Here is a 15,085-nt window from a genome sequence, read left to right on the forward strand (position 1 = left end):
CTATACTAGAAAAAGTTACACGATAAATTAGTTCAATCAAATAATGGAGAATTACTATTGTGAATACAAAAAATATGATATCTGAGTTTTTTCTCATAGAAAATCTAGTCTTTTTTGCTGTGGGATATTTTATGAACCATCAAAAAACATTATCTTATTTATAGGCTGAGCCAAAGCTTACCGCTCCAACCCCTTCTCCAGCGCCTTTTTAATTCCTTCTAGATTTTCTGTAAATTCCATCATTTGAGAGAGTACTTGTGCCATCTCGTTCTTGTCACCAAAACTTTTGAGTTTATTATTCTTTACAAAGGTTTCTTTCATCGTGTTCCAGCGCTGTTGCTGCGTTTCATCTAGCGCATTTATGAGTTCGCGGTACTTTAAGAGGTTTGCCTCTGCGCTTGAGGTGAGTGTTTGTGACTCACTTTCATAATGTGATAAGAGTAAAGTAGCCAGCTCAGTGTCATTCATAATGGGAACTACTTTGGCTACGAGTTTGTTCATATCACGGTATGACCCTTGAAGTTTAAATGACGGCTCTGTACGATAAGCATCTTCTTGCGCGGCACTGCGTATGTATTCTGCATTTACCTTGAGTACTGTGTTACGTATGGTGATTACCTTTTCTAGTACTTTTGTATAATCTGCTACCTCTTGCGCGGTGTGATTTCCTTTGAGCTGACTGTCCTGCGTCCCATTTTCTATGCGGTCTATTAAGGTATACACATCTTCAAAATGACTACTACTTAACTGTTGCAGTAGCGGATTTGCAGTGAGCGAATTCTCAATAAGACTCAATTTAAATAGATGTTCCGTATCTCCTATAATATCTCCCAGGTTATAAATGTCAGCCCTGTTTGCAAGCATATCTGGTATGCGGAATTTCTCTCCACTCTCTGTATACGGGTTACCCGCCATTATTACACAGAATTTCTTGCTACGTAGGTCATAAGTTTTTGACTTCCCATTGTACACACCTTCTATCTTACGTGTACCGTCAGATAAGGAGATGAATTTTTGTAAAAACTCAGGATTACAGTGCTGTATATCGTCTAGATATAGCATCACATTGTTACCCATCTCAAAAGCGACGTTGAGTTTTTTGAGCTCTTCACGTGCAGCGCTATTTGTGGCGCTTTCTGGATCTACAGACGTAACTTCGTGACCTATCGCTGGGCCGTTAATTTTTACAAAAACAAGACCTAGACGGTTTGCGATATATTCCATCAGGGTGGTTTTTCCGTATCCTGGTGGTGAGATGAGGAGCAACATACCCATACGGTCGGTACGTTTATTATCTCCCACGGTTCCTAATTGCTTTGCGAGGTTATCACCAAACAATGGGAAATACACTTGGTCAATCAGCTTGTTACGCACAAAGGATGTAAGGACTCTTGGTTTAAATTCGTCCAGTTTTAAAGCTTCTTTTAACTCTTCAGTAACCGTATGTTTTGCTTTTTTAAATGTTTCAAATGCGGGTACTTGCTCTGTTATAAATAAGTTGAGTCTTGCCGTAAAGTCGTGGTAGTTAAAGTTAAAAATACCTTCGGTTATCGTGCTGTGATCACCGCTTAAGCCAGTAATTTTCTCATTTGGAGAAGCCGCTTTTGTTTTTAAAACCGACTCATCTTCAAAGAGTAGTAAACACACCACTTCATCTACGTAGCGCACATCGGTTATGCTTTCTTGGGTGCGTACAAATGCCGTTACCCACTGTTTCACGAGCTGCACTTTCCCTTTTAAGCTAGGGAGCGATTCATAACTCTTTTTAAACTTAAGGTCTGCCTGTTGTTGTTTTAAGGCTTTCGCGAAAGCGTCTTTTAAACGCACCGCAACACTACTACGCACAAACTCTGTGTCACCTTGAAGCTCATCAAAGATGTAGGTCGCAATGGTCTGACTTAACTCGGGTGAGAAAAGGGATTCCGCTTTCGCGAAAGCGTGTATCTCCTCACTTAAAGTCTCAACGATAAATTGGTACTCCTTTGCATCTGGAAAAAACTGCAACACCTCTCCCGAAGCCTTTATAGATTGGTTAAGTGTTTTTTGAGTACTTGGGTCAATGCTGTTCCAGAAATACTGAGCGTATGCTCTAATTTCTGGGGCGTAGGTGAGTAGTCCCAGCTCGTTGTGTTTGTGTACGAGTACCTTTAAAATTTTAGTCGCGTCTACATCGTGTACCCCTTTTACATAGCCCTCTGCATAATCATTGCGGCTTTCTTCTTGCACTATCGCAAGTAGCGCGTCATCACCGGCTTCTAGTAGCGTGTGCTTGTCTAGTTTATTAAATAATTTATAAGCTAGGTAGGCACTGCGGTACACCTCGCTAGTTTCTGATACAAATTCTTGATCCCAGATGTGACGAGAGGCGAGAAGGGTCTCGTTTGAGAGTTCTTGGTAAAAATCGGTGCCTGTGAGGTGATAGTTAAGCGCGCCATCTTTGAGCACAATAGTGAGGTCAAGCGGTTGCTTGTTTACACCAAATTTATGCTTGCCAAGTCGTATCACCGTATCTCCATCTTCATAGAGATCTAGTTTGTCTTTGAGCTTGCGCAGCGCATCTTCACGAGCTGTTTTAAGTCCAGTCTCAATCTCTTCTGCCTTTCCAGTATCTTCTTGCTCTTTAAGTTGCTGTATGATATCACGTACCTTATTAATCATAAGGTCTGCGGCAAAATATCCGTTTATTTCAGAGGCTGTTTTAAAGCTTTCGGCTTTTTTACGTACACCTTTTAAAATGCGTTCTGAGGCATTTTTTAATGCCATTGCCTTTTTATTGCGCTTTTCTATAAGTGCATTTTTACGTGCTTCAAAAGCTCCGTATACTTCCTCGCGCTTTTCAATAATGAGCGTGATAAACTCATCCCAATCTGCAAACTTTCCTTCTAGCTCTTCTAGTTGGATAGAGATTTTAGTCTGGAACTCATCACACTTTTCTGGCGTGGTGGCAATATCTAGGTAGTTTATGATACTTTGATCAATAAGCTTCAGTTGGGCAGCAAAGTCGGCTTGTGCCTCTGCACTTCCTAGTGATTTTTTCTTATTCTTAATCCCAGCCTTTAACTGATTGATCGTCGCAAAAATGAGCGAGATATCATCTATTATCTTAGTAGAGTGAGAGGTGTCTTCTATATCAAGATTTGAAACAATGTCGATAAGTAACTCAAGATCTGTTGCAATCTGGTTTACTTCTTCTTCGAGTTTTTTGGCTTCAATTACTTTCTTGATGCCATCCATCGCCTGTTTCTTTTCGGCTACGGCATCGTGATACGGTTTTAACGCTTTGTCATCTAGTAAGAATTGTACACACTTCTCAGAAATTTTTTGTGTCTGTACGGCAATTTCTTCCTCTAACGTTTTCACGAAAGTGGGATCTACATACCGTATATCATTAAGCGAGATGGTCTCTCCACGCAATGATCGCAACTGCGTGAGCAGCGCCACAAAATCATTAATAGACTTAAAAGAGGTACTCTTTATTTTGCCAAAAATCTCAGAGGCTTTGGTCTCAACTTCTTTAGTTTGTTTGGCAGCGTTGCGCTTGAGCTGTACTACTTTTTGAAACTCATCTATAGCAGCATTTGCAGCTCCATTTATTTCTGCAAGTGGTACGTTGAGTTGCTTGGTTTCGGCTTCTGGAAGCCAGTAATATGCATCAAGTATATCCTTTGAGAACTTAGCAATATCGCTATACAGTCCGTCGTAATTATCTTCCTTGTTGAGCAGTGTGATGAGGCTATTTACCTCTGCCATTGCTTTTACAATATCTTTGTTTCCTATTTTATAAAGCAAGGTGTCTTCGTGCTGAGAAGGCATATAGTCACCCTTTAAAAATGGGGTTTGCCAGATCTGTATCACGTGATGCTTGGTTTGCTCATTTTCGGTTCTAAAATAGCATAGCTGCCCATCTTGCAATACGGTAAAACCATTACAGATAATAGGAGTTTTTATCTCTTGAGTAATCACATTATATGACATCAAGTTGTACAGCGCCTCTTCTGGCGAGTAAAAGACATATAAAAAGTCCTCCCCGTTAGGCGAACTCACCTTTTGCTGAAATTTTACATTTGGGATGGCATTGTCAAAAATGTTGTATTCTCCTGTTTGTAAGTAGTAGCCTGTTGGGAAAATGATACCTTGATCATCTGGAAGCAAGACACAAGTGTCCTTTACGCTCTGTATTTTTTGAACTTCCTTTAGTTTGTTGTTAAATACAAAATAGCGAGGCTCTTCTTGAAAGGGTTTAATTTCCAGCGCAAGTAAGTTGCCCAGATCTGCATAGCGATACTGGCCATCATCTAGTGTCTGGTCTATAAGGGCTACCGGCTCATCTAGTATTCCTTTACCTTGGTCTGTATTATCTTCTATTTTTATGGTAAGATCACCACCTATAGTCTCTACAAACACCTTGTCTAAAATAGACACGTGAGCGTGCTCACCATAACGGTGCATATCACGCGTAGCCTCTTGCCACTTAAAATCGTGTTGCTGTGGGAAGCGATACTCGTGCTCACTACGGTTATCTACATACTGTAGCGTATCTTCTTTTATGAGCCACTTAAATGTTTTAATATCTGTAACACTATCACTAAGCTGAAATACCATATAGAGGTAGTTACCTATAATCGCAAACTTTGAAAAGATGGTATTACGGTAATACTTGTACAGGTTTGCAAAGTCTAGTAGAAAAGTGTCGTCTTGTAAAAGTGAAAGATCACGAGGTTCAAAACGATTGTCTTTAAACTCATAGGCACTAAAAACATCTCCTAAGTGTATGTCTGTGCGTAGTCCAAAATGTACATTATAGCCAAACAAACACAAGTTTTTAAGCGATACAATATCACGAGCAATACAGTTATTTTCTGTATTGATACGGTCATTTGCAATGAGCTTTGTTTCTAGTGAACCAAAAACATTTTTACGCTCCTCGTTAAGTTCTTGTAATCGCTTTTGTAAGTCGGTTTTTTGTTTTTGCAGTCTACCTTGTATAATCTCATAGGTGCCGCCGTCAAGAGTTTGCGTTGCTTTAGGTTGTATATCTGGAGTTTCGTTTGCCATAAATGTTGGAAACTAATCGTTGGTTTGTTGATTGATTCTTGTGATGAAAGTTGTGAGATGTGGTTGTAATTACGCTTTCGCGAAAGCATAAAAACAATCAGCAGCTTGCCATCTCACTGGGTGCAAGCTGCCGTTGTTTACTGAGTTTTATTTCAGTTTCTTATCAGATAATCCTAATCCTTTTGCAAGGTTAAATAGGTTGCTGAATAAGGTTTGCTCATCGCTGTCTGAAGATTTAGATTTTAAATCCATCAGTAAGTTTGCAATGGTCACATTTTTAAGATCCTCAGAAGAGATGCCGTACTTATCTGCAAATTCTTTTACTTTTTCAAGCAAGTTTCCTTTTACATCATCACTACCTAAAATGGCATCTTTTACCTCTGTCACCGTTTCTGAGTGGTGTACGAGTCTGTCATAACCTTTGGCCTTTGTAATTTGCCCTATAATCTGGTCAAAGAACATTGTCTCTCCACCTACAATATCAATATTTGCAGCTTTAAGAGCATCGCCTATAACTTGTGCTTGCGCATCTGCAATATCTTTCTGGATATTAATCTCTGCAAGATCTACCTGAAGTTCTTTATCAAGACGTAGTTTAAACTCTTCGTGTTCTTTACCTACACCATCAAGTTTCTTCATAGCATTTGCCTTCTCTTCGATACCTGCGGCATCTGCAAGGGCTTTCTCTTTAATTACATCTGCCTCTGCAAGACCATCCTTACGTTTTGCCTCAGCTTTTGCTTCAATTCCGGCAGCTTCTGCAAGTGCCTTTTTCTCGATAACGGTTGCCTCAACAATACCTTGACGCTCGTTTGCATCTGCCTTAGCGTGCATTACTTGTGCCTCAGACATACCCACGGTTGCTTCTTCCTTAGCTTGTGCTTCGGCAAGGATTTTACGTGCATCTGCCTCTTTTTCACTTGCTTCTTTATGCGCTAGTGCTTCGATATTAATTTCTTCAGCTTTTTGTTTTGCTGCTTCTTTTGATGCTTCGGCTGCTTTTATGGTCTTAATAAGATCTTCTTGAGCTGCTGCTTCTGCATTTGTGATTGCTACTTGCTTAGAACGGTCTGCAGTTTTGAAAGCCTCAATATCTTTCATATTTTCTTGCTCCTCTACCACACCTTTCTCTAGCATCACGCGGTCGCGTATCACATCTTGAATGTTCTTTTTCTCAACTTCAACAACTTTCTCTTTTTCGATTTGAGCCAGTGTTACTACGCGCTCTCTCTCGGTAAGTTCTAGCATACGGTCTTTCTCCACACGCTCTGTCTCCACCTTGTCTGTACGTTGCTTGTTTTTCTCAGCAACGATGATTTGGCGTTGCATATTTTCTTCGGCTACTTTTACTTTTTCTTCGGTAGCAATGCGAGCAGTTTCAGACTTGAGGCGCTCTTCTTCGGCAACTTTAAGAATCTCTGCCTCTTCACGAGATTTTATGTTTGAGATCTCACGTTTTTGCTGTTCTTCTTTTTCGGCTAGTTGCTTATCTAGTTCTAGTATCGCCTCGCGAGCCTCCACATCTTGCTTGCGAATAACTTTCTCCTCATCACGTTTAATAAGGTTTGCCTTGATGTTTTGTGCAGCTGTAAGATCTGTGATTTTCTTAATACCTTCTGCATCAAGTATATTATCTGCCTTAAGATGTGTAACTGCAGTTTGCTCTAGGTAATCTATCGCACAATCTTCAAGAGTATATCCATTAAGATCTGTACCTATAATGTCTACAATCTCATCACGAAACTCACGACGAGCCTCATAAAGCTGTATAAAGTCAAACTTTTTACCCACGGTTTTAAGTGCTTCAGAAAATTTTGCTTCAAAAAGCTCTTCTAGCGTTTCTTGACGTGATGCACGTTGCACACCTATGGTTTGAGCTACTTTCTTAATGTACTCAACTTCATTATTTACACGTACAAAGAAGGCTACCTTGATATCTGCACGCATATTGTCTTTACAAATAAGACCCTCTGATGCAAGACGCTCAATCTGGATTTTCTTTACAGAAATATCCATTACTTCTACTCGGTGAAAGACAGGAACCACATAGAGCCCTTTATCTGTCGCTACTTTTGTCCCGCCAAAACCTGTGCGAACCAAGGCTTGACCTTGATGTACCTTTTTGTAGAACATCGCGATGATGAGGAAGTAAATAACAATGAGTGCCACAATACCCACAACGAGGGCGATGGCGATAGATGGTAGGTTTTCCATAAAATTGATGATTTTTGTTTTTGGTTGATTATGAATGTGCGTTTACACGCTTAATTAATATTTGCTGACTAAAAAGTAATTTTTATCTGGTGACTGTTTGATGATGAGTACGCTTTCGCGAAAGCGTATTTCTGACCCATCTAGTGATTTTACATAAATACTCATAGGGTTACCATCTGCTAGTACCTCTGCATTACCCATCTTATCTCCAGAAATGGTAGATAGCAACACTGCGTCACGACCTAAAAAGTCTGTAGCCTTATCACCATCTTTATTCAAGTTTTTAAAAAACGACTTAAATGGAGTGGTAAATATCTTTGTAAGGAACAAAGCAGGGATCATACAGCTCAACATAAGTATGTAACCAAAACTAGTTGCATAGCTACCGGTAATACTTGTGGTTACTAGGGTGCAAAGCCACCATAAAAATACCCATACCGTAAAGGTGAACATAAATGGAAGACCTACAAAGTTGAAGTAAATTAAAAATACTTGCCACCACTTAAGCGGTTTACGTCTTTTATTTACAACGTGTGACCTGTCTACCTCTGCACTTGAGACATCTTCAAAATCCATACTACCAGAGTCTACGGTGTTGATGTCAAAATCTGCATCTACATCTACATCGAGATCTATGTCGATGTCCATATCGTAGTCAAAATCAATACCGCTCACCGAGGTAAGCACCCAGTAAATGATCAAGAGTATCAATAAGACGCTCAAGATGATATTAACTTCTGAAAATATGAGATTTATAAAGTTGTCCAATGGTTGATGGTTTTAAGGTTTATGATGGCTAGGCGTTGTCTTTACCTAGCCCTAATTGTTCTTTAAGTTTTGCAAGCTCGTCATCTACTTTCTCCTCGCTAGTATCTGCAGCGGCGTTTATCTCATCATCTATACTTTTATTAGTATCTGCGATGTCTCCATAAGCCTCTGCAAGTGCTTCTTCTTGCGCTACTTTTTCTTTCATACGTTCTAGCATACTCACGGTGCCAGTGTTATCTAGTGCCGCCATTTGCTTGTTTACATTCTTTGTAGCATCGCTCACTTTTACACGTGCCTTGAGTGTTTTAAGCTCGTTCTCCCAGTTGCTTATGTTATCTTTAATAGTCTGGATAGTGCCTTGAAGCTGTGCTACATTGCCTTCAAATTTTGAGGTATCCTCACCAGCGCGTGTAGCGTGTGACTGTGCTTCTTCTTTTTTGGCAAGGGCTTCTTTGGCTAGTCTGTCTGCATCTGTTGCATCCATAGATCCTGCGTGTGCTTTTTTAAGAATAGCGATGGCTTTGCTCTCGTAGTCTTTTGCTTTTGCATCGTGCTCGTCACGCTCGTTTTTTGCGCGTATGGCCATTGCTTTTACTTGTGCCATTGCTTCTACACTTTTGGCTAGATCTTCTTTCATATCTCGTATGCCTTGCTCTGTCATCTTGATAGGATCTTCCATATTATCTATAGATGCATTTGCCTCTGCTTGTCCTATTTTAAAAAGTCGTTTAAATATGTTCATAATGTCGTTTTTTAATATTTTGAAAATTCTATAATCTGTTCTGAGTACTCACTCATAAGTAAACTCAGGGAGTTCAAGCTACCCTCTAGCTCGTTGAGGTCAAGATTTTCTATCTGTAGGGTATCTCTAAAGATGACCTTTTTACCAGTATCATCTAGTACAAAAGCGCCGTGTATGATATCTCGGTTTTTTTGCAGCAGACTTTTAAAAATCTTTTCTGACTGGTTATTGATGGTAAAAATAAATTGCTCGATAATTAGAATAGGAGGAGCAATGCCCAGAATCAGGTTTTTGATACCTGAGTTTTCCTTTTGTACAACCATAATACCATCTGCCGTATTTTCTGTAGTGATATTAAAGTTGAGTTCTAATAAAAAATCTCGAGTAATTGTAAAGTGGTTCTTCATAAAGAGTGTCAATGTTGTGTTCCAATACATTGGAAGGTTAATAATACGAAAACTTGTCTCTGTAAATACCCAATTGTTTATAAGTGGCTCAGGATGTAAATAATTAAAGTGGTCATAATGTTTGATTTTTGATTGATGAATGTTTGATGATGCTATTACGCTTTCGCGAAAAAGCTAAATAAATTAGCATAAGTGAATTCTTTTTGCTAAAATTGTTAGGTAAATATACAAACAATTTTGTCATTTGCAAATAAAATTAGCAAAATATGTCATTCTTTGGTAAAAACATTCGAAAAATAAGAACCGTAAAGACGCTTAGTCAGCAGTCGTTTGCAGAGCTATTTGACCTGAAAAGAGGGACGTTAGGGGCTTATGAGGAGGGTAGGAGTGAACCTAAAATAGATACGGTTATTAAAATTGCTAATTATTTTAGCATTCCTATAGATGACTTGCTCACAAAAGAGCTTACCGTAAATAGTTTGCTCAAATTTAAAGCAGACCTTACTACAGATCACGAGCAGATTACAAAAGAAACCTTTGCTACCATACCTTGCATCACCCCAAAAAACACAAACGATTATCTACTATATAATGACAGGGAAGCTTTTGTAGCAGATATGCCTGTCTTACAACTACCCGTAAATCCAGAAAAAGATTTCAGAGCCTTTACGGTAGATAACTTGGAGATGAGTAGTAATGACAAAGGACTCTTCCCAAAAGATATTGTAATAGGTGAGCACATCCCAAAAAACGTTTATAAAAAGCTCAATAATGGACATCTCATTCTAGCCGTTTTTAATGATAGACTAGTATTAAGACGTTGCTATCTCTCTGGTAATACTATTACCCTAAGAGCAGATCATAAAAATATAGACGACCTAGAGTTTCCTATAAAAGAAATTAAAGAACTCTGGCGCATACGCTACGTCTTCTATCACAGAGTGCCAGAACTGGCAGATGGACTAGAAGAAAAGATGGCACTGCTAGAAGCCCAGTTTATGAAAATAAAGGCTGGGTTGTAACTCTTAACTATTATACACATAAAAAAATGCTCGATAGTATCGAGCATTTTTTGTGTTGATTGATTGATGTTATTTGTTGTAATTATTCTTTGCTTCTTATAACCCCACCAGAGTAGCTTTTTTTAGGCTTATCCACATTTCTTGGGCTACCGTAGTAATTTATGATTCCTCCAGAAGAGGCCTCTGCCTTAAGATCTTGAGAAGCATAAACGTCCATCACACCGCCAGATGAAGCATCTGCCTTTGCACTCACAGATTTGAGTTGGCTTATTCTCGCTACACCACCACTAGAAACCGAAGCATCTAGTCGCTCTGCACTACCAGAGATACGTGCCACGCCACCGCTACTTACATCTGTCTCTACATTTTTTGCAGAAACTTGTACGCGCATTGTCCCTCCAGAAGATGCGTCAAATTCAATGTCGTCTCCAGTAAGTGTTTCCTTTGTAGTGAGACTTGCACCACTATTTACGCTCACATCAGTAAGGTTTTCTGAGTAGGTTACAAACACCTTTTTTGAGGTAGCACTTTTGATATTGTCCTCGCAGTATATTTTAAGCTTCCCGTCTTTTACATAAATTTCGGCAGCGTCTACAAGGTTTTGGTCTGCTTCAAGTATTACGGCGTTTGTGCTTCCTTTTTCTAAAAATACTTCCCAGCCATTTCCAGCGACTACTTCGTCAAAGTCTTCTGTGATGTTCAGATCTTCTGTAACTACATTTCCGTTTCCGCTTATTTGCCCTAGATTAATGTCAAGCTGACAAGAGGTGACGAGTAAAGCAGTAAGGATTCCTAAAATTGTTTTGATGAGCGTTGTCATAATGATTGGTTTTTTGGTGATTGGTTCGTTTTTGTTTGATTGATTGTTTTTGATTGATGATGTAAAGATGTAGATAAGTCCGCTTTCGCGAAAGCGTAACCTACCCAACTGTAAAAATTTATGACTGAGTTGTATAGATTGCTAGTGCAAGCTTATCACTCGTGTAATTTTCCAGCCTTTTGGGGTGTCTTTTAATATGGTAATAAACTTAGATGGTTCTGAGTGGCTGTCTTCTACTAGATTGTGAAAACTATGTTTTCCAAGTGACACAGCACCAAAACCTGCTATCTCGTGTACCTCAAAGGTACCTGGAGTAAGTGTTCTCTGTACTTTATTACAAATATTCTCCTTGAGCGCCTGCATATAATCTGTTTTGCTAGTAGAAAGTCCACCTTTGTCGTGATAAAACTCAAGATCTTCTGAGATGAGAGTTTCGTGAGTTGCGAGGTCACAATTATTGTACGAGTCAAAAAGAGCAGTATCTATAGCAAGAATATCTTTATAAAGTTTGCTATCCTCAGACACCTGCGCCACTCCGATCAAGGGGAGTAGCAACAGGATCCAAAGAAGATTGGTTGGGTTTTTCATAGTAGGTTAGTTATTTCGTAGCGCGTCTGTGTCAGGAACTTCTGGTGGCGTAGGAGCTTGGGGTGCTTCTGGCTCACGATCCCATTCTGGAGCATTTTCTCCTTCTTCATAACTGCGTTCTTCCCAAGAATCATTACCAGATTGCTCCCAAGAGTTATCATCATCATTATAATCATAACTGCGATCTTCTGGACAGCCGTCACAAATAAGCTTGCCATTACCCACGGTAAGGTATTGCTCTTCTGTTCCATTATCTAGTATGTCACGGTACCTGCTATCATTGCGGTGGTATGAGTATGTATTATCATCTGCAATGAGGGTAGTTCCTTCTGGAAGGTATACAATCACTTGTACCTCGCGATCATTCCAGTGGCCATATGATTTTTGAGTAGGTGAGGTAAGAAAGCCATCTAGTGATAAAACACCGTCTTCTAGTTTAAAATCATACTGTATAGATGAGGCTAGCTCACGTGCTTCTTCATACGTGAAGTTATCTGCTCGTTTTTCTATCTGGATGTAGCCATTGCTATCTTTAGTACTTCTCACAATAAGACGTACTTCACGCTCTATAGTCACATTTTCTGTGTCACTCTTAATCGTTCTCATAAACCCAGTAGATCGACCAAAAGGAATTTCATAACGATCACTCTCTCGCATCTGTATGCGCAGCGTGTCACTTGCTGTTATAGCAAGCTCTGTGCGCTCTACTACTTTACCAGTTTCTGTGTTAGAATACTTAATAGCTTCTTTTACAGAAAATACACCTATTACTATCGCAGATACAAGCCATAGGCCAAAGAGGCTAAGCTTTGCACTCACCGGCATAGATTTTAGGTTAGAAGAAACAATCTTAAGTCCTAAATAAAACAGGAAGAAGAAAGGTATCCCAACTGCAAATAACGTGAGAAGCAGTACAAGCCAGATAGGCAATCCTGTCTCATTATTTACCCACGGTAAATCGGCTAGATTAGGAGTAAAAATATCTACTACACCACCAGTTAAGAAGGTGATAAGTAAAGAGATAACTACGGTAGCTCCGGTTATAATAAGGAGTACCCCTATAATCTTTGCAAGAACTTTAAAGAAAAACATAATAATCTTACCAATGGTCCCGAAAAAACCCTGAGCTCCTGTTTTTACTTTATTGCCATACTTATCATAATCTACACTCTTTACGGTGTCAGCCACATTTTCAAATCCTTCTTTTACTTTTTCTGTGATATTGTCAATGTTAACTGCCTTTCCCCGCATTGCGAGTTTATCTGCCGTGGTTTGTGCTTCTGGTACAAAAACCCATAGGGCAAGATAGATAAGTGCAGTACCTCCTAGTGTAAACCAAGTAAGCGCTATAAGTAATACCCAGCCTATACGAACCCATAAAGGATCAATACCTAGATAGTGTCCCATACCGCTAGATACACCGCCTATGTAAGCGTTATCTGTATCTCTGTAAAAACGGCGTTGTGCGATACGTGGTGCTTGTTTTGACTTTTTTGAGGAGTTGCTGCTAGTTGCAGGCTCATCTTCAAAAATATCGTCATCTACCATATAGTCTTCTGGTTGTCCCATTACAGCAATCACCTCGTCCAGCTCTTGTGAGCCTATTACCTGGCGCTCGTCTTTAATGCGCTCAGAAAATAACTCAGAGATACGAGCTTCTATATCTGCTATAATTTCATCTTCACCTTGCATACCTTCAAAAGAACGTTTGATGGCAGCGAGATATCTCTGTAATTTACCGTAAGCATCCTCATCTATATGAAAAAATACTCCTGCTAAATTTATATTAACTGTCTTGTTCATTTTTTTGTGGTTTTAGTGGATGTAACTACGGCTACTGCTGTCTGTAACTCATCCCAAGTGGTTGAGAGTTCTTTTAAAAATATCTTACCCGTTTCGGTAAGTCCATAATATTTACGTGGTGGACCACTGGTAGATTCTTCCCAGCGATAGTTGAGTAAACCAGCGTTTTTAAGTCTAGTGAGAAGCGGGTAAATTGTACCCTCTACCACCAGCAACTTGGCGTCTTTAAGCGTGCCTAAGATCTCTGCTACATATGCATCTTCGTCTTTTAATACAGAGAGGATACAGTATTCTAGCACGCCTTTTCGCATTTGCGCTTTGGTGTTTTCAATCTTCATAGATTTCCATTTTTAAATGCATTAAACTGTTCGTTTTGGTCCTGATTTGGGTCAGGTGATTGATTAATTGTTGTTACGCTTTCGCGAAAGCGTACATAGTCATACCACTACATTACATAGTAGGTTGCTCTTGAGTTGATGAGTCCTCTTGAGTATCTGGGGTTTCTGCAACGGCAGAAGCTTTAATAAAATTTATAAGAAGCGGAAACTTGTAAATGCCTCCTTGTGATGCCTGCACTGCTGCCGAAATTACTGTGATAATCTCTATAAGAAATAATCCTATAGCCAGCACACCTACCACAATGGCAGTGATGAGAAAACCACCTAGATCTGCAAAGTCACTAGGGTCATTTATGTATCCATTGTTAAGCAAGCTAGCGCTTCCCTCACCAGCACTTACTATAAAATAAATAAAGAACGGAATGCTTATTACCGCCAGCGCAATGAAATATAAAAGTATACTGAGCTGGAAGTTTATGGCATCTCTACCGTGCTTGTCTATAAATAACGAGTTTCGTTTTTGAGCGCTCCATAATATGAGCGGCGCAATAAAATTTCCAAATGGGAAAAGGTATTTACAGAAGGTAGAAAGATGTATTAAGGTTCCTACATTTTTGTGATGTGTGGGTATGCTAGTTTCCATAGTCTATTAATGTCTTATGCAAATATATGTCTAAAAAAAGGTACTTTGTTACGCATAGTACTAAATATTAACATTTATTTAAGATATTAATATGCACGCATAGTATTAATAAATATTGTTACTTTTGTCTAAAAGCAATAGATATGTCCTTTCCTACACCTAGTAAATTCAATACGTTCACAATGTTTAAGCTACCCTCTGCGTGGCTTACAGGAGTGCGTGTTAAGTCATTATCACCAGAGTCTTGTACAACCACAGTAAAGCATCGCTGGATTAATCAAAATCCTTTTAATAGTATGTTTTGGGCAGTACAGGGTATGGCGGCAGAGCTTGCTACGGGAGCACTTGTTATCGCACATATACAAAAGAGCGGTAAAAAAATATCGATGCTTGTGGCAAATAATAATGCCACTTTTACAAAAAAAGCAACGGGCAGAATACACTTTGTGTGTGATAATGGCCCTCAGATTAAAGAGGCTATAGATAAAGCGGTTGCTACTGGTGAGGGTCAAACCTGCTGGATGAAAGCTGTAGGGACAAACAAAGACGGTGTGCAGGTTTCTGAGTTTAACTTTGAGTGGACTATTCTTGTAAAAAAGAAGAAGTAAGACACAGTTGTACTAGTGTGTATTCTTTATAACTAGATACATTTCTTTATCTAAGAGTCTTTACATTTGCGATATAA

At 39.3% G+C, this 15,085-nt stretch carries 12 protein-coding genes; 2 read left to right on the top strand and 10 right to left on the bottom strand.

Translation table 11 applies throughout. The features are described from left to right. Positions 1-177: 177 nt before the first annotated feature. The 5 genes from ACJJVM_RS11660 to ACJJVM_RS11680 all read right to left on the bottom strand — a co-directional run bounded on the left by ACJJVM_RS11660 (position 178) and on the right by ACJJVM_RS11680 (position 9,186). Positions 178-5,055, bottom strand: coding sequence for a DNA repair ATPase (locus ACJJVM_RS11660; protein ID WP_405211773.1), 4,878 nt, complete (start codon positions 5,053-5,055; stop codon positions 178-180). A 147-nt stretch (positions 5,056-5,202) separates the two neighbouring features. Then, complete coding sequence (locus ACJJVM_RS11665; RefSeq protein ID WP_021778391.1) at positions 5,203-7,269, bottom strand: flotillin family protein; 2,067 nt, start codon at positions 7,267-7,269, stop codon at positions 5,203-5,205. 54 nt (positions 7,270-7,323) lie between these two features. Beyond that, entirely contained in the window at positions 7,324-8,037 is a 714-nt protein-coding gene (locus tag ACJJVM_RS11670; protein WP_021778392.1) for a hypothetical protein, read from the bottom strand. A 28-nt stretch (positions 8,038-8,065) separates the two neighbouring features. Further along, the gene (locus ACJJVM_RS11675) at positions 8,066-8,779 is read right to left on the bottom strand and encodes a PspA/IM30 family protein (protein WP_298347842.1); all 714 of its coding nucleotides are present in this window, start codon (positions 8,777-8,779) and stop codon (positions 8,066-8,068) included. A gap of 11 nt (positions 8,780-8,790) precedes the next feature. After that, on the bottom strand, positions 8,791-9,186 hold the full coding sequence (locus ACJJVM_RS11680) for a hypothetical protein (RefSeq protein WP_035334318.1): 396 nt from the start codon (positions 9,184-9,186) through the stop codon (positions 8,791-8,793). 266 nt (positions 9,187-9,452) lie between these two features. Between ACJJVM_RS11680 and ACJJVM_RS11685 the strand changes: the two genes are divergently transcribed. Continuing rightward, a complete protein-coding gene (locus tag ACJJVM_RS11685; RefSeq protein WP_299150982.1) occupies positions 9,453-10,208 on the top strand; it encodes a helix-turn-helix domain-containing protein in 756 nt (251 codons plus the stop codon). Between the two features lie 82 nt (positions 10,209-10,290). Here the strand turns inward: ACJJVM_RS11685 and ACJJVM_RS11690 are convergent, their stop codons facing one another. From ACJJVM_RS11690 to ACJJVM_RS11710, 5 genes are all read right to left on the bottom strand, one after another. Beyond that, positions 10,291-11,028, bottom strand: coding sequence for a head GIN domain-containing protein (locus tag ACJJVM_RS11690; protein WP_405211774.1), 738 nt, complete (start codon positions 11,026-11,028; stop codon positions 10,291-10,293). Between the two features lie 141 nt (positions 11,029-11,169). After that, positions 11,170-11,616, bottom strand: coding sequence for a nuclear transport factor 2 family protein (locus ACJJVM_RS11695; protein ID WP_405211775.1), 447 nt, complete (start codon positions 11,614-11,616; stop codon positions 11,170-11,172). A 6-nt stretch (positions 11,617-11,622) separates the two neighbouring features. Further along, entirely contained in the window at positions 11,623-13,419 is a 1,797-nt protein-coding gene (locus ACJJVM_RS11700) for a PspC domain-containing protein (protein WP_405211776.1), read from the bottom strand. Next, positions 13,416-13,757, bottom strand: coding sequence for a PadR family transcriptional regulator (locus ACJJVM_RS11705; protein ID WP_021778399.1), 342 nt, complete (start codon positions 13,755-13,757; stop codon positions 13,416-13,418). The genes ACJJVM_RS11700 and ACJJVM_RS11705 overlap by 4 nt, the downstream gene beginning before the upstream one ends. 112 nt (positions 13,758-13,869) lie before the next feature. After that, on the bottom strand, positions 13,870-14,400 hold the full coding sequence (locus tag ACJJVM_RS11710) for a DUF4870 domain-containing protein (protein WP_021778400.1): 531 nt from the start codon (positions 14,398-14,400) through the stop codon (positions 13,870-13,872). Between the two features lie 143 nt (positions 14,401-14,543). Here ACJJVM_RS11710 and ACJJVM_RS11715 point away from each other — a divergent pair, with 143 nt between their 5' ends. Further along, complete coding sequence (locus tag ACJJVM_RS11715) at positions 14,544-15,008, top strand: DUF4442 domain-containing protein (RefSeq protein ID WP_021778401.1); 465 nt, start codon at positions 14,544-14,546, stop codon at positions 15,006-15,008. Positions 15,009-15,085: the final 77 nt, after the last annotated feature.

Source organism: Dokdonia sp. Asnod2-E02 (assembly GCF_045063915.1).
Lineage (GTDB): Bacteria > Bacteroidota > Bacteroidia > Flavobacteriales > Flavobacteriaceae > Dokdonia.

What these genes read in the sequence shown, in the direction of transcription:
- ACJJVM_RS11680 (WP_035334318.1), bottom strand. Translation starts at nt 9,186, where the DNA reads ATGAAGAACCACTTTACAATTACTCGAGATTTTTTATTAGAACTCAAC.
- ACJJVM_RS11715 (WP_021778401.1), top strand. Translation starts at nt 14,544, where the DNA reads ATGTCCTTTCCTACACCTAGTAAATTCAATACGTTCACAATGTTTAAG.
- ACJJVM_RS11685 (WP_299150982.1), top strand. Translation starts at nt 9,453, where the DNA reads ATGTCATTCTTTGGTAAAAACATTCGAAAAATAAGAACCGTAAAGACG.
- ACJJVM_RS11700 (WP_405211776.1), bottom strand. Translation starts at nt 13,419, where the DNA reads ATGAACAAGACAGTTAATATAAATTTAGCAGGAGTATTTTTTCATATA.
- ACJJVM_RS11710 (WP_021778400.1), bottom strand. Translation starts at nt 14,400, where the DNA reads ATGGAAACTAGCATACCCACACATCACAAAAATGTAGGAACCTTAATA.
- ACJJVM_RS11675 (WP_298347842.1), bottom strand. Translation starts at nt 8,779, where the DNA reads ATGAACATATTTAAACGACTTTTTAAAATAGGACAAGCAGAGGCAAAT.
- ACJJVM_RS11665 (WP_021778391.1), bottom strand. Translation starts at nt 7,269, where the DNA reads ATGGAAAACCTACCATCTATCGCCATCGCCCTCGTTGTGGGTATTGTG.
- ACJJVM_RS11705 (WP_021778399.1), bottom strand. Translation starts at nt 13,757, where the DNA reads ATGAAGATTGAAAACACCAAAGCGCAAATGCGAAAAGGCGTGCTAGAA.
- ACJJVM_RS11660 (WP_405211773.1), bottom strand. Translation starts at nt 5,055, where the DNA reads ATGGCAAACGAAACTCCAGATATACAACCTAAAGCAACGCAAACTCTT.
- ACJJVM_RS11690 (WP_405211774.1), bottom strand. Translation starts at nt 11,028, where the DNA reads ATGACAACGCTCATCAAAACAATTTTAGGAATCCTTACTGCTTTACTC.
- ACJJVM_RS11695 (WP_405211775.1), bottom strand. Translation starts at nt 11,616, where the DNA reads ATGAAAAACCCAACCAATCTTCTTTGGATCCTGTTGCTACTCCCCTTG.